Origin of the sequence: Streptomyces sp. NPDC048389 (assembly GCF_040706335.1) — a bacterium.
Classification (GTDB): Bacteria; Actinomycetota; Actinomycetes; order Streptomycetales; family Streptomycetaceae; genus Streptomyces.
In genome coordinates, this window is the sequence record NZ_JBEZKP010000003.1 from 86,436 (window position 1) to 110,714 (window position 24,279).

Consider the following 24,279-nt stretch of genomic DNA (forward strand, 5'->3'; position numbering starts at 1 on the left):
GCGGTTCGTGCCACGGTCGTCGGCGAACGCGAGCAGCAGTGGCGGCAACGGCGACAGCGGGGAAAGCAGCGGCAGCGGCGCCGCGAGGGACACGAACGGCAGGAGCGACGTGAGCATGGGCGGCACCGATCGGCCGGAGATCGAGATCCGGGGCCTGCACAAGTCGTTCGGCGACAACGAGGTCCTGCGCGGCATCGACCTCGTCATCGCCCGGGGCGAGGTGGTGTGTGTGATCGGCCCCTCCGGCTCGGGCAAGTCGACGCTGCTTCGGTGCGTGAACCTGCTCGAGGAGCCGACCGCGGGCCAGGTGTTCGTCGGCGGCACCGAGGTCACGGACCTCGATGTCGACATCGACGCGGTGCGTCGCCGTATCGGCATGGTCTTCCAGCAGTTCAATCTCTTTCCCCACGTCAGTGTCACCGAGAACCTCACCCTTCCGCAGCGGCGGGTGCTGGGCCGGGGGAAGGCGCAGGCCGCTCAGGTGGCGATCCGGAATCTGGAGCGCGTCGGTCTGTCGGACAAGGCCGATGCCTATCCGTCGCAGCTCTCCGGGGGCCAGCAGCAGCGGGTGGCGATCGCCCGGGCACTGAGCATGGACCCGGAGGTGATGCTCTTCGACGAGCCGACCTCCGCGCTCGACCCGGAACTGGTCGGCGACGTCCTCGCGGTCATGCGGCAACTGGCGGCCGAGGGCATGACCATGATGGTCGTCACCCACGAGATGAGCTTCGCCAGGGAGGTCGCCGACCGGGTGGTGTTCATGGACGGCGGAGTGATCGTCGAGGAAGGGCCGGCCGCGCAGGTCGTGGGCGGCCCCCGGCAGCCGCGCACCCGGGACTTCCTGACGCGCATCCTCGACCCGGCCGCCGCCGGGCAGCCGCACGAGACGGAACCCGAACACCCGGCCGAGGAGCTGTGACGGCTCGCAGGGGCCCGGCGCCGGTGCCCCGGCCGGGTGGGGGAGTCCCGGCCGGGGCGGTCCGGATCAGCGGCCCGGGCACTCCTTCCAGGCCATGTGGTAGATCGTGCTGATGTCACCGTCGGTCGAGTCCATGGTCATGAAGCTCGTCTTCGCCGGGTCCGACGTGCCCGCGTCGAGCCGGAGTTCGGTGTTGATGTTGAAGTTCCGCTGCACACCGCAGGGCGCCCAGACCAGCTGCGCCCAGTCCGTCGTGTCCGTGGCCTGCCAGTTGTCGTCGTACGGCCCCTCGAACGTGTGGGACCGGTACGCGGTGCTCGGCGAGCCCTGGAAGTAGTACGACGCCTTCTCCGTGCCGGTCGCGCCGGGCTGCAGCGAGGCGAAACCTCTGTAGTCGGCGCTCGCGATCGCGTAGGTGAAGCCCTGCGGGACGTGCACGATCAGGTTGAGCTGGCAGTTCTTGCGGAACGCCGTGGCCGGGGAGTTGCCGCCGACCTGGGCGAGGTAGTTGCTGTAGGTCACGGTGAAGGCCGTGTTGTCCTGTGAGACGGCGACGGCGGCCGTCCCCGCGGGGCATCCGGAGCCGTTGACCGTCGCGACCTCGATCACGATCTTGTCCGGTGGCGGGTCGGCGATGGCGGAGGGGCTGTGCTGGGCGGGGAGCGCGGAGGCGAACAGCGCGGCGATCGCGCCGCTCACCAGCAGTCCACCGGTCATTGGGTTCTCCGATCCATTGCTGTAGGTGCCGGGCGGCCGTGACACACGAATGCCTGCCGCCGGTTGGGGTGCGGTCGGCCGCCTGGGCGACGCGGCCGTCACGGATCAGTTGCACTGGAGCGATCTCTCGTCCCGCGGCGCATATGCCGGACTTGTTGAAAAGTCATGCACATGACATATTTGCAACCGGGGCTCCCGGCCTCTGAAGGACGGGAGTTGATGGAATGGTAAATACCTGTGATGGGGGCGGCTAGAGCGATCTCTGGCCATTCGGGGCGGCCCGCCGGGTGGTCCCCGCGGCTCAATCCAGCAGCCGCAGCGATGTGTCCGCGATCCCGAGGGACACCGACTGCCCCCACGTGAGACTCAGGGAGTCGCTCTCCATCCCGTCGCCGAAGATCACCAGACGGTCCGACTCGACGGTGATCCGCAGTCGTTGGCCCGGCTCCAGCGCGCCGGCCACCCTGGTCGTTCCGGTCGCGGGGGACGGCCACGCCTCCCGCACGAACCACACGAGCCGTGACTCGGCGGGGCCCGGCAGTGCGAGCCGACTGCCGCGTCCTGCCACACCGAGCGCAGCCACCCCGTCGCGCCGGTACCGGTGCCGACCAGCACCCCGGACGACGCCTGGGGCTCCGTGTCCGTCCCGTCGCCGTCGTGGCCGAGACGGTAGCGGGCGGTCTGATGGCCGGGTGGGCCCAGATGGATCTCGTTGAGGGCCGGCAGCCGCTTGGTGTCGTCGGCGACGGCCTCCACCATCGTCAGCTCGTCGGCGGTGCGGCCGGGCAGCGCCGCGGAGCGCAGCCGCCGCCGTGCGTCCTTCGCCCGGTGGCGCACCAGGACCCCCGGATTGCGGCCCGGTTCCGTGTCGATGCCCACGACCGGCTGGCCCCCGAGGCACTTGGCGGTGTTGGCGACCAGACCGTCCTGCCCCACCACTACGATCACGTCCTCGGGGCCGAACAGGAACCGGTCGAGCTGGATCTGTTCGCGCGCCGGGGTGCGCAGGGCGCGTTCCACTTCGGGCTCCGGGCGGATCGCCACGACCCGGGCCGCCACCACCTCGATGCCGGTGGCCCGGCAGCCGCGGCTCCGCGGCGAGCGCGTCCGTGATGCGTGTGCGGACCGCCGCGACGCTGTCGGCGAGTGCGGACGCGAGCGGCGTGCGGGCCAGTACGTCGAGGGCGTACTGCTGCGCGGTCTCGGTGAGAAGCGTGGCGATCAGCTCCAGTGGCGCCGCGCGCCACACCCCTCGCTCTACTGGAAGCTGCTCGGCTTCGACGGGGCCATGCGGCTGTGCAACGCCCTGTGGTGGCCGACGTTCGTCATGTACTACCGCACCTTCCCGCTCTCGGAGGTGCTCGCGGACCTCGGCCGCGCCGGATTCACCGTGGAGCTTCGGCCGTTGACCGAGCTGGGTCACCTCGCCGACGGCAGTCCGCGACTCCGCCTCGTGACGGCGCGCAGGCCCACTGGTGGCTGACCGGCCGGTGCCGCCCGGTTCACGTCTGCGGCTTCACCGACATCAGTAGATGCCGATGCGAGTCCAGGGCCCCCTCGCCCCCCTCGTGGCCCTCCTTCCCCTCGGTCGAACCGGCGTCCGGTACACCGCTGAGCAGCGCCCGCTGCCCGGGCCCGAGGAGTTGGAACCGAACCCCCTGCGTCTCGAACGACGACAAGGCGTCCACGAGGTACGCCGGATTGAACGCCACCGTCATCTCCGTCGCCCCGTCCAGGGTGACAGGCACTTCCTGGGAGGCGACATCGTCCTCGTGCCCGGCCCGGAGACGGACCGAGCCGGCCGAGAACGCCAGCCGCAGCGGACTGTCGCCCTCCGCGACCACCGCCACCCGCCGTACCGCCTCGAGCAGGGGCGCCCGCCCGGCCACCGCCACGGCGCCCTCAGGCAGGGCGAACAGCTTGTCGTGGCCCGGCAGCCTGCCGTCCAGCAGCCGGGCGGTCATCCGCATACCGTCGCTTCCGAAGCCGATCGTGCCGCCGTCCAGTGCGACGCGGACCGTGCCGGGCCGGTCCAGCGACCGGGCGATCTCCGCGAGCCGCCGGGCCGGCACCACGACATCCGCCGACACGTCCGGCGCCACCGGTTTCCACTCGAGCGTGCGTACCGCGTACCGGTAGCGGTCGGTGGCTGCCAGCGTCATGGTCCCGCCGTCCACCTTCAGCCGGATCCCGGTCAGCACCGGCAGCGCCTCGTCGCGCCCCGAGGCCACCACCACCTGCCCCACCGCCGCGGCGAACGCGCCGGCGTCCACCTCTCCGCGAAACTCCGGTGGTTCCGGCAGGGCCGGGTGGTCGTCGCGCGGCAGCACCGACAGTCCGAAACGGGCACCCCCGCCGCTCACGGCGAAGCGCGAGCCCTCCACCGTGCACCGTACCCGTCCACCCGGCAGGACCCGGCAGACGTCCAGCAGTCTGCGCCCCATGACCAGCACCCGGCCGGGCAGTTCGACGTCCGCCGCGACCTCGATTCGCGCGGACGCCTCATGGTCGAGCCCCGACACGCGCAGCAGACCGTCGCCGTCGGCCTCCAGCAGCAGCCCGCACAGCACCGGGACCGGGGACCGCGTCGGCAGCACCCGAGCCGCCCACGCGACCGCATCGGCCAGCACCTCGCGTTCGATCCCGAACTTCATGCGAACCCTCTTTCATCGGTGGTGAGTCGGTGGTGAGCCGGCCGTGCGTCGGTGGTGAGCCGGCCGTGCGTCGGTGGTGAGCCGGCCGTGCGTCGGTGGTGAGCCGGCCGTGCGTCGGTCGTGAGTCGTCGGTCACGAGTCGGCGGTGCTTCCGTGGTGCTTCGGTGGTGCGGTGACGCTATCGGCTGCTACTGACAGCGGCCCGTTCCGGACCTGGCAGGATCGTCGGCCCACGGGAAAAGGAGTGGCGGGACATGAACGACGACCCGGACGAGCACGACAGGGACGACAGGGACGACAGCGGTACGGACACGCCGCGAGGGAGCATCGGGCTTCCGTGGAAGGGGACTTGGGGTACGGACCACCGAGGGAGTTCCCGCTTCCGTCGCGGGCGCGTGATCGCCGTCCTGGCCGGACTCGTCGCCTGCCTGCTCGTCTTCCACTCCGCCGTGCCGAACACCGTCGCCCGGCTCGGCAGCCTGCTGGAGACGTTCCTGCCCTGGCTCGCTCTCGCGGTCCCCGTGCTCCTGGTCGCCGGCCTGCTGCGCCGTTCCGTCACGGCCCTGATCGCCCTGCTGCTGCCGGCCGCCGCCTGGCTGTGGCTCTTCGGCGCGCTGCTGCTGCCCCCGCCCGGCGAACCGGCCGATCTGATCGCCGTGCAGCACAACGTCAGCGATGTGAACTCCGATCCCGCCGGTACCGCGCGGGCGCTGCTGCGCGAACGCCCGGACATCGTCGCCGTCCAGGAGGTCATGCCGGAGGCGCTGCCCGCCTACGAGAAGACGCTGGCCCGGGACCTTCCGCACCACGCCGTCGTGGGCACCGTGGGCCTCTGGTCGAGACACCCGCTGGGGGACGTGCGGCCGGTGGACATCAAACCCCGCGGGATCGGACCCGGCTGGAACCGCGGAATGCGGGCCACCGTCCTGACTCCACGGGCCGACGTCGCCGTCCACGTCGCCCATCTGCCGTCGGTGCGCCTGGGACCGAGCGGCGGCTTCAGCTCTGCTTGGCGCGACGAGAGCGCCCGACTGCTCGGCACCGCCCTCGCCGCGGAGGGGCCGTCCCGGGTGATCCTGCTGGGCGACCTCAACGGCACCGTCGACGACCGCGGGCTCGATCCGGTGCTGGCACAGGTCGGCGTGCCGGGCCCGGGGTTCGCCTTCAGCTGGCCGGCGTCGTTCCCCGTCGCACGCATCGACCAGATCCTGACCCGGTCCGCGAAGGTGGTCCGTGTCCGCTCGCTGCCGGCGACAGGCAGCGACCATCTGCCGATCGCGGCCCGCATCACCCTGTGATCCCGGCCGGCCGCGCGGATCACCCGTCGTCGCCCGGTGCGAGGCGTGCGGTGATCAGAGGTGCGAGGAAGTGGCCGAAGACGGTGGCGACGGAGATCGCGCCGAGTGTGATGCCCCAGGCGACGGGCCCGAGCGGGGTGCAGCCGAAGAACTGGCTGATGCCCGGGACTTGGATGATGGCGACGAGGACGGCCGCTGAGCCGAGTCCCGCCATCAGCACGTTGCGGTCCGCGCCGCCGGTGGTGAGGGTCTGGGCGAGTTGCGTGCCGACGACGGCGGCGAGGGCGACGGTGGCAGCGCGCCGGCCGCGGCCCGTGAGGCGCGCCGCCGTCCAGGCCAGGCCGGCGCCGAGAGCGGTGACGATGCCGCGGGCCAGCATCTCCTGGGTGAGGGCGGTGCCCAGTGAGTGGTGGGGACCCTCGGCGAGAAGGCGCTCACCGGTCTGGCCGGACGGCTCGCGCACCGCGATGGCGAGGGACGGGGCGAGGTCGGTGAGGAGGTTCACCAACATGATCTGACGTGCGTTCAGCGGAGTGGTACCGGTGACTGCGGAGGTGAGGACGCTGAAGGTCACTTCGCCCAGGTTCCCGCCGATCAGGATGGCGAGTGCCGCGCGGACGGAGGTCCACATCGCACGGCCTTCCATGAGGGCGGAGACGATGGTCTCCAGCCGGTCGTCGGTGACGACGAGGTCCGCGGCCGCGGTCGCGGCCGGAGTGCCGCGGCGGCCGAGTGCGATGCCGACGTCGGCGAGGCGGATGGCGGCGGCGTCGTTGGCTCCGTCGCCGGTCATGGCCACGACCCGGCCGATGCGCTGGTACGCCTGGACGATCCTGACCTTGTGACCGGGGCTGCAGCGGGCGATGACGTCGACGGCGGGCAGCAGCTCGTCCAGGGCGGCGTCGTCGAGTTCGTCGATCTCCGGGCCGGTGCAGACCTTGGGCTGCGCGACGTCGTCGCTGATGCTGGAGGCGATGGCGTCGGCGGTGGCCGGGTGGTCGCCGGTGAGCATGACGGTGTGCACACCGGCCTCGCGCAGTCGGGCCGTCGCGGGCGCCGCGCTGTCGCGCACGGGATCGGCGAGGGTGAGGAAGCCGATGAAGACCAGCTCATGCACGGATTCGTCGGCGAGTTCCTCACCGCTCTCCATACGGCGTTCGGCCACGGCCAGGACCCTTCGGCCCGCTGCCGCGAGTTCCTCGGCCGCTGCGGCGAGGGCCCTCCTGGCCGCGTCGTCGAGAGCCACGGCACCGTGCGACTGCCGACGGCGGGTACACCGGTCGACCACGTTCTCCGGCGCTCCCTTCACACTGAGCAGAACACCGCCGCCGGTGTTGCCGACGGTGGCGTGATACGCCCTGGCCGGCTCGAAGGGAAGGGCGTCGCTGCGCCGCCAGCGGGCCGCGCCGGTGCGGGTGGTGACGTTGGCCCGGCGAGCGCCGTCCACGATGGCCCGGTCGGTTTGGTGAGCCGGCGGTTCGGCCTGCCGGGCGCGCGGCGTGGCGCGCAGGGCGGCGGCGAGAACGTCCTTGTGGAGGGGGGTGAGCCGGTCGAGGGCCACGGCGTTCTCGCCGTCGCTGACGCCGGTGAGTTCCAGGGTTCCTTCGGTCAGGGTTCCGGTCTTGTCGAAGCAGAGGACGTCGGCGCGGCCCAGTGCCTCGATGGTGCGGGGGTTGCGGACGAGGGCGCCTCTGTCGGCCAGACGGCGCGCGGCGGCGAGCTGAGCGGCGTTGACGAGGAAGGGCAGGCCCTCGGGGACGGAAGCGACGGCCAGGTTGACGGCGGAGCTGAGATCGTCGGTCAGGGGACGGCCGTGGAGAAGGCCGGAGAGAGCGACGGCGGCGGCCGACCCCAGGGCGATGGGCATGCTGGCGCGGGTGAGGGAGGAGAGCCGGGCCTCGACGCCCGTTTCCGGTGCGGCCTGGCGGGCGGTGGCGAGACTGCGTCCGGCTTCCGTGGCCGAGCCGGTCGCCACGACGACGGCGACGGCGCGTCCGGCGGAGACGGTCGTGCCCTCGTAGAGCATCGAACGGCGTCCGGTGATGTGTGCGGCGACCACGGGCGCCGGATCCTTGCGCACGGCCAGGGATTCGCCGGTCAGGGAGGATTCGTCGACCTCCAGGCCCTCCGCCTCGAGCAGACGGCAGTCCGCGGGCACGACGGAATCGGGCCCCAGCGAGACGACGTCGCCGGGTACCAGGTCGCCCGAGGTGACCAGACGCTCCCGTCCCTCGCGTCGCACACGGGCCCCGATGGCCGACTGGGCGAAGAGCTCGGCGAGCGCGCGATCGGTCCGCACCCGCTGGACGCCGCCGACCAGTGCGGAGAACCCGGTGATGGCGGCGACCAGCGCGGCGTCGGTCCGGGACCCCACGGCTGCCGCGAGAGCGGCGCCGCCGGCGAGGATCGGGGTGAGGGGATTGGAGAGCTCTTCGACGAAGGCGTACGGCAGGCTCAGCTTCGTCGGCTCCCCCGGGCGGGCCTTTGGACTGCGTTCCGTCGCTTCCTGCACGGAAAGGCCCGCCGGGCGGGATTGCAGCCGCTCCAGGACGCGGTCGGCGGGCATGAGGTGCCAGGGGACGTGGGTCGCCGGCGGCGTGAGGGGGCGGCTCAGCAGCTGCCGGGCGCGCCAGGTGCCGAGGCAGAACGCCGCCGCCCCGGCCGTGTTGCTCACCGCGAGCGCCCGCGCGGTCGCTCGCCAGGCCGGTCCCTGCAGGGCGGCGACGGCCCCGACCCCGCTCCCGCCCGCGGCCAGGTAGTGGCTGTCGCGATCCACCACCGCGGCCACCCCCACAGCGTCGACGATCAAGCCCGCCGCCTCAAGATCTGCTCCGACCAGAATGTGCGCGCCCCAGGGGGTGTGCTCATCCTCGCGCCGCACGCCGATCGCGCAGTCGGCGGCGCCCAGCGCGCGGCGATTGCCGGAGATCAGCAGAACGACCGCGCCCTCGGCCTGCAGGATACGAACCGAAGCCGCCAGACGGTCGCCCGCGGGCACCACGGCATCGGCGAACGTCAAGCCGGGGTTTTCCCGGTCGGACGCCACCACGACCCGTGCGCCCGCCCGGCGGGCCGCCGCGGCGACGGCCTCGGCTCCGGGCGCCGACCGGGTGCCCAGCCCCGCCACCGCCTGAAGGCGATGCCCCAGTGCCAGCCCGAGGGTCTTCTCACTGCCGCGACTGCGCAGTCGTTTCGCCGCCTTGCGGCCGGTCCGCCCTTTCAGGTCCAGCTCGTCCAACGGACCGAGCACCCAGTCGCCCGAGCGGCCGACGGCCAGGGGCCTGTCGGAGTCGAAGATCGCGAACAGCCGCTCGGAGACCTGCCCGGGATCAGCGCCCCCCAGAAGTTCCAGGTCCACCGGCTCGTACCGGTCCCCCCGAAGGGCCGCCTCCTCCAGGACGATCGTGTCGACCTGCCCCAGGCGCCGCAGCGCTGTGCGGTCCATCGTCACCACACCGCGCAATGCCAGACAGCGTCCCAGAGCCGTGGCGAAGCCCTCACGCCCCGCGCCGGGCGCCTTCGGCACCGAGGCGAGACCGACCGCGATCGCCTTGCGGACACCGGCGAACGGCACGGCGGCCATACCGGCGGCGATGCCCGCCGCCATCGACCGTTCCGCGTACCGGTCGGCACCGTCCCGCGGCGGCGGGCCCGCCCGGCCGGTCGCGACCGCCTCGGCCGAGGCTTCTTCCGGTCCACGGACGAGCACGGGCTCGCGCTCGCGCCAGGCCGTGCGTTCTGCGTCCGCCTCCCGCCACACCGCCAGACGCTGAAGCACGTCCAGGACGAGCCCTCCACCACCCGTGGCCACGCCCTGCACCAGCGCGCCGAGCACCGGAAGCAGCGAGTCGGTCTGCTCCTTCGAACCGATGTCCTCGACCAGGTGCCGAAGCCGCGGATGGTGGCGTACGACGTCGATGCCGCCGGCGACCTCCGGCGGCAGGCCGATCCAGGGAGCGAGCCGCCGGAACGTCACCAGAGCCAGCCCCAGCGTGTCCGCCACCAGGGCCGGCACCGCCGGGAAGGGCGGACCCTCCGCCGGGTGGTGCGGCTCCGGTTGCCACTCGTCGAATGCTTCCGCATCCGCGGCATGGTCGCCTTCGGCCTGCTCCACCAGCGCGACGAGCTCGCTCTCGGGGGGAGCCGGCGAACCGACCGCGATGACGACCCGCTCCATGGGTGCGTTCACCCGCGCCCACACCACCCCCGGATGCTCCTCCAGCGCCCGCACCACACGACGGGCGACGGCCTTCCCCTTCGGCCCGTGGACGCCGCAGACCGCGACGTAGCAGCGCCCGGACGACCACGACACCTCACGGCCGCACCCGTCCAGAAGACCGTGTGCCACCCCCCAGGCAGCCCGGGCACCGGACGCCGTACGAGAAGCGACGCCGGAGACGATCGAACGCAGGAAAGGTGGTGCTCCGAGGAGAGAGGCGTGCTCCGGTGGCATGAGGCGTGCCTCCTGGCGTTCAGTGCGGTCGATGCGAAGAACCTGCACCGGCAGTCTCATCGAAGCTCATGAAAGGGGCGATACGGGATAGACCTATTGATAAGAGACCAACGAGTTCATGATCGACCAGGCGAGGCGATATCCGTGACCTCCACACCTCGAACTCACCCCCCGTCCGGCACCGGTACGGCCGCCCCGGGTGAGCGGCCGGCCGGGCCCCCTTCCGAGGCCACCCCTCCATCGTCGGAAGCCAGACGGCACCCGGCCCCCCTGAGCATGCCCTCGGCCGGCCGGGTGGCGAGCGGCGCGCTGAACGCCGCCATGCTCCCCGTCGCCGTCGCCCGGCAGGTCCTGCCTGCGAAGAAGGGCCTTCCGCTCTACCTGGGCCTGGGCGTCCTGGGAGCCGCCGAGGTACTGGAATGGCCCGTCGCCATCGGTATAGGGGTCGGCTACGCGGTCCTGCGCCGCGACGGCGGCGTTCTCGCCGCCCCGTCGGCCACCACTACAGGCGCGCAATCCACCACCGAGGCCGCCGGGAACGAGGAGGAGGAGTCCACCATGACGACCGCACGCGAGATCATGACCTCGGACGTCACCTGCATCGGCGCCAACGAGACCGCCCTGGACGCGGCCAAGAAGATGACCGAACTGGGCGTCGGAGCCCTGCCCATCTGCGGCACCGACGAAAGGCTCAAGGGCATGCTCACCGACCGTGACATCGTCGTGAAGGTCCTCGGCGCCGGCAGTGATCCCGCCCGGGTGAAGGCCGGCGACCTCGCCCAGGGAGAAGTGGTGACCATCGGTGCGGACGACGAAGCGGAAGAGATCCTGCGGACCATGAGCCGGCACAAGGTCCGCCGGCTCCCGGTGATCGACGGCCACACGATGGTCGGCATCGTCGCCCAGGCAGACGTCGCACGCGCCCTGCCCGACCCCGAGGTCGGCGATCTGCTCGAAGCCGTTTCCACCTGACCTCCGCCGGCCCCGCCCGCCGCACTGAACGCCGGCCGCGACACGGACGTACTCCACGGCAGCCGTCGAGCACCGAGGAGGTCCGCAGCCGATGACCGGACGTCGCCGCATCGCAGCCGTCGCCGCGCCGGCCGGCGCCGCAGTCCTGGTTCTGCTTGCCGCCGCCGGACCCGCCCGGGCGCACGGCACGACCACCGACCCGGTCAGCAGGGCCGCGGTCTGCGGGCTCGAAGGGGCGCAGCGTGCGTCGGGCGCGTGCCGGGCCGCCGTCGCCGCGAACGGGGGAGCCGCGATCGGCGCGTGGGACAACCTGCGGCTGCCCGGCGTCGGCGGCAGGGACCGTGAGGCCGTGCCGGACGGACGCTTGTGCAGTGCGGGCCTCGACGCATACCGCGGCCTCGACGCCGTCCGCGCCGACTGGCCGGCCACGCCGCTGAAGGCGGGCGGCGCGTTCACGCTCACCTACCGCTCGAGCATTGCGCACCGGGGAACGTTCGAGCTGTACCTGACCCGGCAGGGCTATGACCCCCTGTCAGCCCTGACGTGGGCCGATCTCGATGCCCGCCCCTTCGCCACGGCCACCGATCCGGCGCTCGAGGGCGGGGCGTACCGGATCGGAGCGCGTCTGCCCACAGGGCTCACGGGCCGTCATGTGCTGTATGTCGTCTGGCGGAACACGGACACACCTGACACGTACTACTCGTGTTCGGACGTGATCCTCACGCCTGAGGAGGACGTCCGGCAGAGCGGCGCACGGCCCGGTACGCCGCCGCCACCGGCGGCCCCGTCGCCGTCTCCTTCCTCCACGCCGTCTCCTTCCTCCACGCCTGCCTCCACCCCTGCCCCCGCCCCGTCCGCGGGGCGGGCCGGTCCGGCGGCGGCGGGCGGCGCAGCCGGTGAGCGCTCCACCGTTCTGTTCGGTGTCGGCGCCGCCACCCTCGCGCTCGTCTCCCTCTGCGGCTCCCTCGTGCTCCGGCGCCGGAACCGGATCTGACCGGAGGCCGCCGACCGGACATGCCGCGGACCTGACCACCCGCCACCGGGCCCTGCAGAACGGAACCGGGACGCGCCCGCCGACGGCCCAATGCCCGGTGACGAACGGAGCTCCGAGCCGGCGTGAAGGCAACCCCGGTGTCCCGTCTGCCCTCTTCCTCCGTGCAGTGGGCCGCGCGGAAGCAGCCCGTCCGCCACAGCGCATGGAGAGAGATGACAACGGTCCATACTTCGGTCGTCGTGCCGTGCTTCAACGAGGAAGACGTCATCGACGCCTTCCACCAGGAGCTGACCGGCGCCCTTGAACCGGCCGCCACGGCCTTCGAGATCTGCTACGTCGACGACGGCAGCGGCGACGGGACCAGGGCGCGCCTCAAGGAACTGGCGGCGGCGGACCCCCGCGTCCGCTACACCTCCTTCAGCCGCAACTTCGGCAAGGAGTCCGCGATGCTCGCCGGGCTGCGCATGGCGCGCGGTGACGTGGTCGTCCTCATGGACGCCGATCTGCAGCACCCGCCCCGCCTGGTGCCCCGCATGCTGGAGCTGCACCGCCACGGCTACGACCAGGTCGTCGCCCAGCGGGACCGCACGGGTGAAAGCCCGCTGCGGACGGTGCTGAGCCAGACCTACTACCGCCTGGTCCGCCGTTCCATGGACGTCGAAGTCGTCGACGGAGCGGGAGATTTCAGGCTGCTGTCCCGCCGGGCCGTCGATGCCCTGCTGACCATGCCGGAGTCCAACCGCTTCTCCAAGGGGCTCTTCTCCTGGATCGGGTTCGACACCGTCAGCTTCACCTACACCAACGTGCAGCGAGCGGCGGGCGGCTCCAAGTGGGGCGGCCGGCGGCTGTTCGAGTACGGCATCGACGGGCTGCTCTCCTTCAACAGCCGCCCGCTGCGGCTGGCGATCCATACCGGACTGTGGCTGTTCCTGTCGGCGCTCGTCTACGCGCTGTGGGTCATCGGCAACGTCCTCCTGGACGGCGTCGACACCCCCGGCTACGCCACACTGATCGCTGCCATCGTGGGGCTCGGCGGGATCCAGCTCGCCACCCTCGGAATCGTCGGCGAATACGTCGGCCGCATCTACCACGAGGTCAAGGGCCGGCCGCACTACGTGATCCGGGAGACCGACGAAAGCACCCCCGGGCAGCCCGACGCGCCCGTCAGGGAAGCCGCGTTGAGTAAGTGACCTCGTCCAGCCGGTAGTAGTCGGCGACGCACTGCGCCGGCCACTTCCTGCGCCCTTCCCGGCTGAACGGTTCCAGCATCCTGCCGACCGACAACGGCGTGTAGGGCAGCTCCGTGGCTCCCCGCTCCGCGCCCTCGCGCAGGAAGCGGTCCTGCCGGTCCCACCGCTCGGCACGCACCCGCATGTCCTGCCCGAGGCCGACGAGCGGGCCCACGAGTCCCACGACCGCCACGGCACACACGGCGGCGGCCGCGGCCTTCGCGGCGCCCGTCCGCCACCCGGCCAGGTGCGGCCGGAGTGTCCGGCCGATGAACGCGCCGGCGGCCACCAGCAGCAGAACGTACAACAGCAGGTAGTCGTTCCACGTGCGCTCGGTGGTGACCACCTTCATGCCGAAGACCGGATAGGTGATGACGGTGCACAGATAGCCGGACACCAGGAAGGTCAGGGTTCCGAGACCCACGAGGAACAGCGGTCGCGGCGGCAGCAGCACCGGTGCTGCGCCGCGCCGGCCGCGTGCCACCAGCCCCAGGAGCACGCCGACCGCGACCGCGCCGGCGTACTGCCAGGTGGTGAGGACCGTCTCAAGGATCTGCGCGTAGCCGCGCAGCGAGCCCAGCAGGGACTCCGGGGCCAGCATGGACGTGGTTTCGGCCCCGTACCGGTCGCGCCGGTTGCGTGACCCCGGCGAGGTCACCAACAACAGTGTGCCGACCGCGACTCCGGCGGCGCCCGCCAGCGACCAGGTCCGCGCGAAACGGCGCGCCCGCTCGGTGAAGATCCGGTGGGCGAAGAGCACCACGCCCGAGAGCACGACCAGAGCGACGACCGACGCCTCCTCCGACAGCGTCCCCAGGAACACGCCGGCGGCCACGACCGTCGCCAGCGCGGCCACCCTGCCCGTCCGTCCACGGGCACACAGCAGCGGCAGCGCCGCGGCGCAGGCCAGGACCGGTGCGAGGGTGTGCGAGACGGACGCGGCCGGCCAGTAGAACGTCTTGTACGTGTTGGGCGTGGCGAACAGGAACACCGCGCAGACCGTCGCGGCGACCAGCAGCGGCACGCCGCGCGGCACCCGTCGGCCGGTCCTGCGCAGCACCTGGACGGTCAGCGCCCAGAGCAGCGCCAGCATCACCAGACCGCTGACGAGGCCGAACCACTGATGCCCGCCGACCGGGAACTCGGCGTACAGTCCGACCAGCAGGCCGTTGGCGAGCCGCCCGTTGTCGGTGAACCAGAACGTGCCGATCAGACCCGAGATACCGTCCTCGCGGACCACGGGCAGGAAGCACCACTCGTCTGCGCTCGGCCGCACGTGCCGGCCGTACCAGGACGCCAGCCCCAGCAGTCCCAGCGGCAGCAGCGACAGGGCCACGGGCCACAGGGGCCGCCATCGCGCGAACCGCCCGGGCGGGCCGTCGCCCGGCACACGGGGATCGTCGTCGTGTACGACGGTGACGCCCGGTGCGTCGAGGGCCATTTCACCACTGCCTTCCGGGAGAACTGAGAACCGACCTCGTAGAGGTGAATCCACGAAGTCGCGTTCCATTCTCCGGTGGGCAAGATCGCGGGGTCGTGCCGACAGGCCCCGGGCCGTGCCGACGGCGCTCCTCCAGGAGCGGTACGGGCAGCGTACGTCCACTGCCATGCCGACACCGCACCTCCGGGGACGGCGGTGGCACCACACGTCCGGTGCCACGCCGACGCCCGCGCCTCCGGGGACGCCGGTGCCACTGCACGCCCGCACCTCCGGGGGCGGCGGCGCGCGAAAGGGGACGCGGGTGCCGGCCGCTACGCCGAGAAGACCAGCCGCGCGAGTCGGACGGGACCGCGCAGTTCGACATGGAGGTCGTACGGACCGCTGCCGGCCGGCCCGGGCTGCGAGAGCCCGCGGACGGAGGTGACGTAGTCGTACATGCCCTCGGTGGCCGGCACGTCGAAGGCGGCCAGGACCGTCCCGTCCGCCAGCCGCAGTTCGACGGCGCCCCGGCCCGTCGCGGACACCTCGACGGACACGGACCCGGCGCGTTCGAGGTCGCACCGGCGGAAGACCAGTTCTCCGGGAGTGCCGTCACCGGCCGGTGTCACGGCGTCCCCGGACGCTCTGGTCCGGTCCACGATCAGGGTGCCGCGCTGCTCGTCGTAGTCGGCCGCCTCGACCGGACGTCCCACTACGGTGCGCGGAGCGGACGCCTCGCCGGCGATCTCCACGGTGGCCCCCAGGCGGATGTCGGCGCTGGAGGCGCCGGCCAGGAACTCGTACCGGCCGGCGGTGACCGACCATCGCCCCCGCGCCACGTCCCAGAAGCCGAGTTCGCGGACCGGGACCTCGAACTCGACCCGCCGGGCCGCGCCCGGAGCGTACGAGATCCGGCGGTGCGCGGCCAGCCGGCGCGACGGGCACGGCACCGCGCAGTCCAGGGCCCGGGTGTAGAGCTGCACGACCTCGTCGGCGGTCACGGTGCCGGTGTTGGTGACGGTGAGGGACACCCGGACGGTGTCCCCCTCGGCGACCGCCGTCAGGTCCCCGTAGCGGAACGACGCGTAGGACAGGCCGTGGCCGAACGGGTAGAGCGGCGTGCCCCGGAAGTACATGTACGTCTGGCCGCTGCCGATGATGTCGTAGTCGAGCAGCTCCGGCAGGTCGGCGTCGGCCGCGTACCAGGTCTGCGGCAGTCGGCCGGCGGGGGAGACGTCGCCCGCGAGGACCCGGGCCAGGGCGGTGCCCGCGGCCTGACCGCCGTGCGCCGTCCACAGCAGGGCGGGCAGCGCGGCGTGCGCGTCGGCGACCGCGTAGGGGTACGAGGAGACCAGCATCAGCGCCGTGCGCGCGTTGGCGGCCAGGGCGGCGCGCCACAGCCGCTCCTGGTGGTCCGGCAGGGCGAGCGTCTGCCGGTCCTCGGTCTCACGGCCGTTGATGTGCGGGTCGTTCCCGGCGACGACGACCACCACGTCGGCACCGGCCGCGGCCGCGGCTACCGCGTCCTCACCGCGCTCGGTGACCTCGACATGGAAAACGTCCCCGATGTCGGCAACCTTCAGGCCGTCGGCGGCGACGGACACGTACCGTCCCGTTCCGATGTGCTCCAGGAGGTGTCCCGTACCGTGCTGCCGCAACCGGAACGTCTCCTGGACCACCCAGCCGCCCGGCTGGTCGGCGGAGGCGCGGAGGAAGCCGTCCTCGGCGACCGACAGGTACCGCCCGTCCGGGGCGCGGAAGGTGAGCACGCCGTGACCCCAGTCGGCCATCGCCAGCTCGCTCGCCGCGTCGGAGGATTCGCCGGAGCAGGTCAGCGGAGGCAGATCCGTGCGCCCGGCGAGCAGCGCGGGGTCCAGGGCGCCCTCGGCGCCCGGTGCCTGAGCCCGCGCCCGGTCCGGCTCGGGCGACGCGGGCACCCGCACCCAGCCGGCCGCGCACCGCAGCCGGACCCGGTCCGTGCCCTCGGCGAAGACGATGTTCTGTGCGCCGAACCGCTCCCGCAGTCCGTCCAGCGGGGTCGAGCGGTGGATCAGCGTGCCGCTGTACCAGTCGAGCTTGCACTCGTCGGCGAGCAGCCCGACGACCGCGACGCGGGCGCCCTCGGCGATCGGCAGCAGCCCGTCGTTCTTGAGCAGCACCACCGCCTGCTCGGCGCACTCCCGGGCGAGCGCCCGGTGTCCTGGGGTGTCGAAGTCCGCGGCGCCGGCATCGGCGTACGGTCCGGTGCCGGGGTCGAACTCGCCGAGGGTGAACCGCATGCGGAGCAGCCGGCGTACGGCCCGGTCGATGTCCTTCTCGTCGATCAGCCCCTGCTCGTGGGCGGCGCGCACCCGGCCGGTCATGACGGAGGAGTCCTGGCCGTGGTCGGTGAAGCTGTCCACTCCGGCGCGCAGTGCGGCGGCGGTGGCCTCCTCATGGGTGTCGTAGTAGCGCTCGGAGTCGACCAGGTTGGACGGCGCGCCCGCGTCCGAGCACACGACCAGCGACCGGTCGGTCCAGTTCCGCAGCTCCTCGCTCAGGAGCGGGGAGACGTGGTTGGGCCGCCCGTTGACGAGGTTGTAGGACGGCATCACCCCGGCGACGCCGCCCGCCTGAACGGCCGCGCGGAAGGCGCGCAGGTCGTACTCGTGCAGCACACGCGGCCGGACGGAGGAGGAACAGGTGTCCCGGTCCGTCTCGTTGTTGTGCGCCAGCCAGTGCTTGAGCACGGGTGCGGTACGCCAGTGGACGGGGTGGTCGCCGCGCAGACCGCGGGTGTAGGCGACGGCGACGGCGGACGTCAGCAGGGGGTCCTCGGAGTACCCCTCCTCGTTGCGGCCCCACAGCGGATGCCGCAGCAGGTTCACCGTCGGGGCCCAGACGTTGAGCCCGACCCGGGGGTCGCGGGCCCTCATGGCGCGCGTCTCGGTGCCGACGGCCTCGCCCACCCGGCGCACCAGCTCCTCGTTCCAGGTCGCGCCGAGCCCGACGGCCTGGGGGAACATGGTGGCGGACCCCATCCAGGCGACACCGTGCAGCGCCTCCTGGCCGGTGCGGAAGGCGCCTACGCCCAGGCGTTCCACGGCCGGCGCGAACTGGTGGAGCATCGCGATCCGTTCGTCGAGCGTGAGCCGCTGGAGCAGATCGTCGACGCGCTCGGCGACGGGCAACCGGCCGTCACGGAAAGGGAGATGAATGTCGGTCACGGGAGTCCCTCGGGCTGGCGGTACCGGAATGTATTCGAAGCGCTTCGATGCTGAGTCGCCCGATGCGGTGTGTCAAGACGTGCAAGCCAGTATCGTCCCTGCTCCCGCCGAAATCCCAACCCATGGACCGCGCGGGCCGGAGCGGTCTCGAGGCCAATTTCGCTTCGACTCTTGAACGGCTTGCAATCCTCACTTAATCTCGCTGCAACTTCGAAGCGCTTCGACTGTGAAGTCGCAGGGAACGCACCGCTTCTTTCGACCCGCTGCCACACATCCGCCGACACACCTACGCGAAGCCGATCACTCATGCGCCGGCTGCCCGCGTGAGGAAAGGGTTGACGCCATGCCCAACGCCCAGAGCCCCAGCCGGAGATCGTTCCTCGCCTCCACCGCGGTCGCCGCGGCAGCCGTCGCCGGCGGCGTACCGCTGCTCGGCGCCTGCAGCGGCTCCTCCGGCGCCGAACGCGCCGAGGGAGCCACCACCGGCAAGAAGCTCCAGGACATCCTGCCGACCTTCGTCGGCTCGGACGTCGTGGAGCCCGACGTGCCGAGCAAGAACGGCTCGGCGGTGGGCTTCACGACCGCCCTGCCGGCCTCGCAGCTCGCGGTCTCGGTCCCGACGAAGCTCGGCAAGGGCAGCACGGTCAGGGTCATGGCCCCTCTGTGGGGCACACCGCCGAAGTCGGGCAACCCGTACTGGACCGCGATGGACGAGGCCATCGGTGTCAAGGTCGACTGGCAGAACCAGGACGGCAACACGTACGGGCAGAAGCTCGGCGCCGTCCTCGCCTCCAGCTCCGTACCGGACGCCGTCGTCGTCCCCGGCTGGGAACTCGGCGGCAAGATACCGAGCGCCATCAACAACAAGTTCGCCGACCTCGGCCCCTACCTCTCGGGCGACAAGGTCAAGGAGTACCCCAACCTGGCGGCGATCCCCACCGGAGCCTGGCAGCGGGCGGTCTTCGGAGGCAAGCTGCGCGGCCTGCCCATGCCGGCCAGCGACATCCCCAACATCGCGCCGTTCTACCGGGCCGACCTCTTCAAGGAGAAGGGGTACGAGGCGCCCACCACCACCCAGGAGTTCTTCGACCTGGCCAAAGAGGTCACCTCGGCCAGGAACAAGGTCTGGGGCTGCGGTGACATGACGTGGGCCGCCTACAAGTTCTTCGGCGTGCTCGACGAGAAGCCCACCTGCTGGAAACTCGTCGGCGACAAGCTGGTGCACCGCATCGAGACCGACGAGTACCTCGAAGCCCTCGAGTGGTCCCGCTCCCTGTACTCCGCGGGCCTCGTCCACCCCGACGCCAAGGCCGAGACCGGCGACATCGGCAACCTCTTCGCCTCCGGCAAGGTGTGGATGTACAACGCGGACATCTCCGACTGGTACGGCAAGACCGTCGTGCAGCGCGGCGACAACCCTGACTTCTCCATGGCCGCCATGGACTGCTTCCACCACGACGGAGGCAAGCCCCGCCTCTACGCCGGCTCGCCGGCCAACATCTGGGCGTTCATCAACAAGGACGCCGACGAGAAGACCGTCCGCGACATCCTCGCCATCGCCAACTTCACCGCCGCCCCCTACGGCACCAAGGAGCAGCGCCTGAAGGCGTACGGCGTCGAAGGCGTCCACCACACCGTCGAGGGCGACGAGATCACCAAGACGGAGACCGGCAACAACCAGGTCTTCGCCACCTACGAGTACATCGCGAGCCCTCAGCAGTTCTTCGCCTACCCCAACCACCCGGACGTCGCAGAGGGCATGGTCCGCTGGCAGCAGCGCATGGGCGCCTTCGTCACCAAGCCCCTCTTCTACGGCATGCAGGTCCAGGAGCCGAACCGCTGGGTCGAGCTCAGCAGCCAGTTCGAGGACCTCGAGAAGGACATCGTCCGCGGCCGCAAGAAGGTCGCCGACATGCAGCAGGCCGTCTCCGACTGGCGTGCACGCGGCGGCGACCAGCTGCGCGACTGGTACCGGAAGCTGCTCGACGAGTCCGGCGGCCAGGCGTCCTGAGCGGCCCTCCGGCGGACGGCGAACGAGGAGAGAACGTGTCGCAGAGCAAGGTGGCGGGCCGCGCCGGTACCGCCGACGGCAGCACCCAGGCGCCGCCGGGGGACGGCGAGGAAGCGCCCGCGGGGCCGCCCGGGGCCCCGTCGGCCGCCCGCGCCGCCGTCGCGGGCGGGATCACCTGGCGGATCAGGCTGCGGCGCGACCGCACGCTGATCCTCATGACACTGCCGGCCGTCATGCTGGTACTGGTCTTCAACTACATACCGCTGCTCGGCAATGTCGTCGCCTTCCAGGACTACGACCCCTACGTCGGCGACAACGCGTGGCAGGCCATGGCCCGCAGCCCCTGGGTGGGGGTGGAGCACTTCACGCGCATGGTGGAGGACCGGCTGTTCTGGCAGGCGCTCGGCAACACCCTGGCGATCTTCCTTGTGCAGCTCAGCCTGTTCTTCCCCGTGCCGATCCTGCTGGCGCTGCTCATCAACAGTTTCGTCCGGCCACGGGTGCGCGCCGTCGCGCAGGCGATCCTGTACCTGCCGCACTTCTTCTCCTGGGTCCTGGTCGTCACCGTCTTCCAGCAGATGTTCGGCGGCGCCGGCATGCTCGCCCAGACCCTGCGCGAACACGGCCACGAGGGCATCGACCTGATGACGAACCCGGGACTGTTCAAGTTCCTCGTCACCTTCGAAATGGTCTGGAAGGACGCTGGCTGGGGCGTCATCGTCTTCCTCGCCGCACTGTCCGCCGTCAGCCCCGACCTGTACGAGGCCGCCGCCATGGACGGCGCCGGCCGATGGCGGCGCATGTGGCACGTGACGCTGCCGGCGCTGCGCCCGGTGGTGGCCCTGCTGCTCGTCCTCCAGGTCGGCAACGCCCTGACCGTCGGCTTCGAGCAGATCCTTCTCCAGCGCACCGCCGTCGGCCCCACCGCAGCGGAGGTCCTGGACACCTACGTCTGGAACGTCGGCATCCAGTTCGGTGACTTCAGCTACGCGGCCGCCGTCGGCATCGTCAAGGGAATCTTCGGCCTCTGCCTGGTGCTGGCGGCCAACAAGGTCGCTCACATGATGGGCGAACAGGGGGTGTACAAGCGATGAGTCCGGCTCTCGGCACCAAGCGGCGTGAGGGGACCCGCGGCCGGCTGCGGCCGCCCTGGGAGGAGCGGCCGCGCCCGGCGGGGCTCGCGGCGAAGGGCCTGGTCCTGGCACTGGCCTGCGCCGCCGTCCTTTTCCCGCTCTGGATCGTGGTCGTGACGAGCGTGTCGTCGGTGAAGACCATCACGGAGGCGGGCGGCCTGGTCGTCGTGCCCCGCGGCGTCACCTTCGTCGCCTACCAGGAGCTGCTCGGCGGCGGTCAGGTCACCAGGGCGGCGATGGTCAGCCTCGGCGTCACGCTCGTCGGCACGCTCTTCAGCATGACGGTGTCGGTCCTGTGCGCCTACGGGCTCTCCCGCAGCGGTTCTGTGCTGCACCGTCCGCTGCTGATGGTCCTGCTCGCCACGATGTTCTTCGGCGCCGGCCTCATCCCCACCTACCTGCTGGTGCAGGGCCTGGGACTGACGGACACGTATCTCGCGCTGATCCTCCCCAGCGCGGTGAACGTCTTCAACATCCTCGTCCTGCGCGCCTTCTTCATGAGTGTGGCGCCCGAACTCATCGACAGCGCGCGGATCGACGGCGCGGGGGACGCCAGGATCCTGTGGCAGATCGTCATGCCGCTGTCGCGCGCGGTGCTGGCCGTCATCTCCCTGTTCTACGCGGTCGGCTACTGGAGCGCCTGGTTCAACGCCTCCATCTATCTGAGCGACCAGGACATGATGCCGCTGCAGAACGTGATGATGCAGCTGGTCCTCAGACAGGAACGGCCCACGGGACTCGCTCAGGCCATCAACACCGGCCGGCTCTCGCCCCTGTCCATCCAGATGGCCGTCATGGTGCTCGCCCTGCTGCCGGTCGCCGTGCTGTCGCCGTTCGTCCAGCGGCACTTCAAGAAGGGCATGCTCACCGGCGCGGTCAAGGGCTGACACCTGCCCGCCGGCCCGCGCCCCTGCGTCCCCGGCCCACCCACAAGCCGCCGCCGTGTCCGCCCGTACCTGACGACGGCCGGACACGGCGGCCACCACCACATCCCCCACTCGCCGCTCACGGATAGAGGTATCAGCCATGTCCCTGCCACCGAGCCGCCCCGGCAGGCGCGCCGTCCTCGCCGCCGGCGCCGCCGCCTCACTCGCCGCCGTGCCCGTCCTGCACGGCACCGCCGCGGCCGCCGACCGCCCGACCGGAACGGCGCCGCGCCCTGCCCCCACGGACCGGGGCGTCCAGGCACACCGCTGGCGCAACGCCGTCATCGGCGGCACCGGCTTCGTGACCGGTGTGCTCTTCCACCCCCGCGTCAAGGGCCTCGCCTACGCCCGCACCGACATCGGCGGAGCCTACCGATGGGACACGCGCAAGGAGTCCTGGACACCGCTCAACGACAGCCTCGGCTGGGACGACCACAACCTGCTCGGCGTCGAGGCCATGGCCGTCGACCCGCACCACCCCGACCGGCTGTACCTCGCCGTCGGTACCTACACCCAGAGCTGGGCGGGCAACGGCGCCGTACTGCGCTCCGACGACCGGGGAGCCACCTGGTCGCGCACCGACCTGCCGATCAAACTCGGCGCCAACGAGGACGGCCGCGGTGCCGGCGAGCGCCTGATCGTCGACCCGCGTGACGGCGACACGCTGTGGCTCGGCAGCCGCCACGACGGTCTGTGGCGCTCCACCGACCGCGGCGAGACCTGGGCACGGGCCGACTTCCCCGCGGAGCCGTCCCCGACCGGGCAGGGCGTCACGTTCCTCGTCGCCGCCGGGCGGGTGCTGTACGCGGCCTGGGCAGACGGTGGTCCGACCCTGCGCCGCAGCCGCGACGGCGTCACCTGGGAGGCCGTCCCCGGCCTGCCGGGCGGGGCGGCGGCCCGGGTCCCGATCCGCGCGGCGTACGACGAGGCGGGCCACACGCTCTACGTCACCTTCGCGGACGCGCCCGGCCCCAACGGGCAGAGCGACGGCGGTGTGCACCGGCTGGACACCGTCACCGGCGCCTGGACCGACGTCACCCCCGTCCGCCCCGGCGGCACCGCGGCCGACGGGTCGCGCGACACCTTCGCCTACGGCGGTGTGGCCGTCGGCGCAGGCCGCCCGGGCACCGTGGTGGTGACGACCAACAACCGCTGGGCGCAGATCGACACGGTGTTCCGCTCCACCGACGCAGGACGCAGCTGGACCTCCCTGAAGGAGACCGCCGTCCTGGACGTCTCCGAGACGCCCTACCTCCGCTGGGGCGGACAGCAGCCCAAGTTCGGCTGGTGGATCCAGACCGTCGCCGTCGACCCGTTCGACTCGCGCCACATCGTCTACGGCACCGGTGCCACCCTCTACGGGACTCGTGACCTGGTCAACTGGGCACCGGAGATCCGGGGCCTGGAGGAGAGCTCCGTACGGCAGCTGATCTCACCGCGCGGCGGCAGGGCCCATCTGATCAGCGGTCTCGCCGACATCGGCGTCATGTACCACGACTCGCTCACCGCCTCGCCCTCGCGCGGCATGGCCGACAACCCCGTCTTCGGTACCGCGACCGGCCTCGCGGCGGCCGCCCGGAAACCCTCGTACGTGGTGCGGACCGGCTGGGCCTCCGGCGGCAACGGCGCGTACTCCCGCGACGGCGGCCGGACCTGGCGGCCCTTCGGCAGCCAGCCGGATGTCGCGGCCACCGCCCCGGGGCCGATCGCGGTGAGCGCCGACGGCCGTGTCCTCCTGTGGTCCTTCGTCCACTGGGACGGCTCCACGCACGCCACCCACCGCTCCACCGACAACGGGGACACCTGGGCCGAGGTGCCCACCTTCCCCAAGGGCGCCACCCCGGTCGCCGACCCCGTGGACCCCCGCTGCTTCTACGCGTACGACACCGCGGCCGGCACGGTCCACCGCTCGGCCGACGGCAGTCGCACCTTCGCCGCCGGCGCGGGCGGACTGGCCTCGGGCGACAGCCAGTTCAAGATCGCCGCGGCGCCCGGCCGCTGCGGCCACCTGTGGCTCTCGGCCAAGGAGAACGGGCTCTTCCGCTCCACCGACGGCGGCCGGGCCTTCACCGGGGTCGCCGGCTGCCGGGCCTCCTACACCCTCGGCTTCGGCAGGGCCGCCGCCGGCGCCCGCTACCCGGCGATCTTCCAGGTCGGCGCGGTCGAGCAGATCACCGCCGTGCTCCGGTCCGACGACGAGGGGGCCTCGTGGACCCGGATCAACGACGACGCCCACCAGTGGGGGTGGATCGGGGAGACCATCACCGGCGACCCGCGCATCCACGGCCGCGTCTACCTGGGGACCAACGGCCGCGGCATCCAGTACGCCGACCCCGTCTGACAGTCC

At 71.9% G+C, this 24,279-nt stretch carries 14 protein-coding genes and 2 pseudogenes; 10 read left to right on the forward strand and 6 right to left on the reverse strand.

Going from position 1 to position 24,279, the window contains the following annotated elements:
- Window positions 1-115 precede the first annotated feature (115 nt).
- Window positions 116-919 (forward strand): amino acid ABC transporter ATP-binding protein, encoded by an 804-nt coding sequence (locus AB0903_RS03615; RefSeq protein WP_366698584.1) that lies wholly within the window; start codon window positions 116-118, stop codon window positions 917-919.
- 66 nt (window positions 920-985) lie between these two features.
- On the opposite strand, the gene AB0903_RS03620 is transcribed toward AB0903_RS03615, so the two are convergent.
- Together AB0903_RS03620 and AB0903_RS03625 are read right to left on the reverse strand one after the other, a co-directional pair.
- Window positions 986-1,636: a DUF4360 domain-containing protein gene (locus tag AB0903_RS03620; protein WP_366698586.1), complete on the reverse strand. Its 651-nt coding sequence runs from the start codon at window positions 1,634-1,636 to the stop codon at window positions 986-988.
- Between the two features lie 301 nt (window positions 1,637-1,937).
- Window positions 1,938-2,885, reverse strand: a pseudogene (locus tag AB0903_RS03625) (SPFH domain-containing protein).
- Window positions 2,886-2,894: 9 nt separating this feature from the next.
- Between AB0903_RS03625 and AB0903_RS03630 the strand changes: the two are divergent.
- Window positions 2,895-3,119: pseudogene (locus AB0903_RS03630) on the forward strand (SAM-dependent methyltransferase); the annotation flags it as partial.
- Between the two features lie 19 nt (window positions 3,120-3,138).
- Here the strand turns inward: AB0903_RS03630 and dnaN are convergent.
- Window positions 3,139-4,290: a DNA polymerase III subunit beta gene (dnaN, locus tag AB0903_RS03635; RefSeq protein WP_366698588.1), complete on the reverse strand. Its 1,152-nt coding sequence runs from the start codon at window positions 4,288-4,290 to the stop codon at window positions 3,139-3,141.
- A gap of 254 nt (window positions 4,291-4,544) precedes the next feature.
- Between dnaN and AB0903_RS03640 the strand changes: the two genes are divergently transcribed.
- Window positions 4,545-5,588, forward strand: a complete 1,044-nt coding sequence (locus AB0903_RS03640) for an endonuclease/exonuclease/phosphatase family protein (RefSeq protein WP_366698590.1) — start codon at window positions 4,545-4,547, stop codon at window positions 5,586-5,588.
- Between the two features lie 19 nt (window positions 5,589-5,607).
- On the opposite strand, the gene AB0903_RS03645 is transcribed toward AB0903_RS03640, so the two are convergent.
- Window positions 5,608-10,101: a cation-translocating P-type ATPase gene (locus AB0903_RS03645; protein WP_366698592.1), complete on the reverse strand. Its 4,494-nt coding sequence runs from the start codon at window positions 10,099-10,101 to the stop codon at window positions 5,608-5,610.
- A 498-nt stretch (window positions 10,102-10,599) separates the two neighbouring features.
- Between AB0903_RS03645 and AB0903_RS03650 the strand changes: the two genes are divergently transcribed.
- From AB0903_RS03650 to AB0903_RS03660, 3 genes are all read left to right on the forward strand, one after another.
- Window positions 10,600-11,013, forward strand: a complete 414-nt coding sequence (locus AB0903_RS03650) for a CBS domain-containing protein (RefSeq protein WP_366698834.1) — start codon at window positions 10,600-10,602, stop codon at window positions 11,011-11,013.
- 91 nt (window positions 11,014-11,104) lie between these two features.
- Window positions 11,105-12,007, forward strand: a complete 903-nt coding sequence (locus AB0903_RS03655) for a lytic polysaccharide monooxygenase (RefSeq protein ID WP_366698594.1) — start codon at window positions 11,105-11,107, stop codon at window positions 12,005-12,007.
- 212 nt (window positions 12,008-12,219) lie between these two features.
- Window positions 12,220-13,197 carry a glycosyltransferase family 2 protein gene (locus AB0903_RS03660; RefSeq protein WP_366698596.1) on the forward strand — a complete coding sequence of 326 codons (978 nt, stop codon included), beginning with the start codon at window positions 12,220-12,222 and terminating at the stop codon, window positions 13,195-13,197.
- Here AB0903_RS03660 and AB0903_RS03665 read toward each other — a convergent pair.
- Together AB0903_RS03665 and AB0903_RS03670 are read right to left on the reverse strand one after the other, a co-directional pair.
- Window positions 13,172-14,677, reverse strand: a complete 1,506-nt coding sequence (locus tag AB0903_RS03665) for a DUF6056 family protein (protein WP_366698598.1) — start codon at window positions 14,675-14,677, stop codon at window positions 13,172-13,174. The genes AB0903_RS03660 and AB0903_RS03665 overlap by 26 nt on opposite strands.
- Before the next feature lie 311 nt (window positions 14,678-14,988).
- The gene (locus AB0903_RS03670; RefSeq protein ID WP_366698600.1) at window positions 14,989-17,862 is read right to left on the reverse strand and encodes a glycoside hydrolase family 3 C-terminal domain-containing protein; all 2,874 of its coding nucleotides are present in this window, start codon (window positions 17,860-17,862) and stop codon (window positions 14,989-14,991) included.
- 343 nt (window positions 17,863-18,205) lie between these two features.
- Here AB0903_RS03670 and AB0903_RS03675 point away from each other — a divergent pair, with 343 nt between their 5' ends.
- The 4 genes from AB0903_RS03675 (at window position 18,206) to AB0903_RS03690 (ending at window position 24,273) form a co-directional block, all read left to right on the forward strand.
- Window positions 18,206-19,873, forward strand: coding sequence for an extracellular solute-binding protein (locus tag AB0903_RS03675; protein WP_366698602.1), 1,668 nt, complete (start codon window positions 18,206-18,208; stop codon window positions 19,871-19,873).
- A 35-nt stretch (window positions 19,874-19,908) separates the two neighbouring features.
- Complete coding sequence (locus AB0903_RS03680) at window positions 19,909-20,967, forward strand: ABC transporter permease subunit (RefSeq protein WP_366698604.1); 1,059 nt, start codon at window positions 19,909-19,911, stop codon at window positions 20,965-20,967.
- A complete protein-coding gene (locus AB0903_RS03685; protein WP_366698606.1) occupies window positions 20,964-21,893 on the forward strand; it encodes a carbohydrate ABC transporter permease in 930 nt (309 codons plus the stop codon). The genes AB0903_RS03680 and AB0903_RS03685 overlap by 4 nt, the downstream gene beginning before the upstream one ends.
- Before the next feature lie 145 nt (window positions 21,894-22,038).
- Complete coding sequence (locus AB0903_RS03690; RefSeq protein WP_366698835.1) at window positions 22,039-24,273, forward strand: 1,4-beta-glucanase; 2,235 nt, start codon at window positions 22,039-22,041, stop codon at window positions 24,271-24,273.
- The last annotated feature ends 6 nt before the right edge of the window (window positions 24,274-24,279 follow it).

Excerpts from the sequence above, each read along its gene's own strand:
- AB0903_RS03615 (WP_366698584.1), top strand. The coding sequence starts at position 116 with ATGGGCGGCACCGATCGGCCGGAGATCGAGATCCGGGGCCTGCACAAG.
- AB0903_RS03620 (WP_366698586.1), bottom strand. The coding sequence starts at position 1,636 with ATGACCGGTGGACTGCTGGTGAGCGGCGCGATCGCCGCGCTGTTCGCC.
- dnaN (WP_366698588.1), bottom strand. The coding sequence starts at position 4,290 with ATGAAGTTCGGGATCGAACGCGAGGTGCTGGCCGATGCGGTCGCGTGG.
- AB0903_RS03640 (WP_366698590.1), top strand. The coding sequence starts at position 4,545 with ATGAACGACGACCCGGACGAGCACGACAGGGACGACAGGGACGACAGC.
- AB0903_RS03645 (WP_366698592.1), bottom strand. The coding sequence starts at position 10,101 with ATGAGACTGCCGGTGCAGGTTCTTCGCATCGACCGCACTGAACGCCAG.
- AB0903_RS03650 (WP_366698834.1), top strand. The coding sequence starts at position 10,600 with ATGACGACCGCACGCGAGATCATGACCTCGGACGTCACCTGCATCGGC.
- AB0903_RS03655 (WP_366698594.1), top strand. The coding sequence starts at position 11,105 with ATGACCGGACGTCGCCGCATCGCAGCCGTCGCCGCGCCGGCCGGCGCC.
- AB0903_RS03660 (WP_366698596.1), top strand. The coding sequence starts at position 12,220 with ATGACAACGGTCCATACTTCGGTCGTCGTGCCGTGCTTCAACGAGGAA.
- AB0903_RS03665 (WP_366698598.1), bottom strand. The coding sequence starts at position 14,677 with ATGGCCCTCGACGCACCGGGCGTCACCGTCGTACACGACGACGATCCC.
- AB0903_RS03675 (WP_366698602.1), top strand. The coding sequence starts at position 18,206 with ATGCCCAACGCCCAGAGCCCCAGCCGGAGATCGTTCCTCGCCTCCACC.
- AB0903_RS03685 (WP_366698606.1), top strand. The coding sequence starts at position 20,964 with ATGAGTCCGGCTCTCGGCACCAAGCGGCGTGAGGGGACCCGCGGCCGG.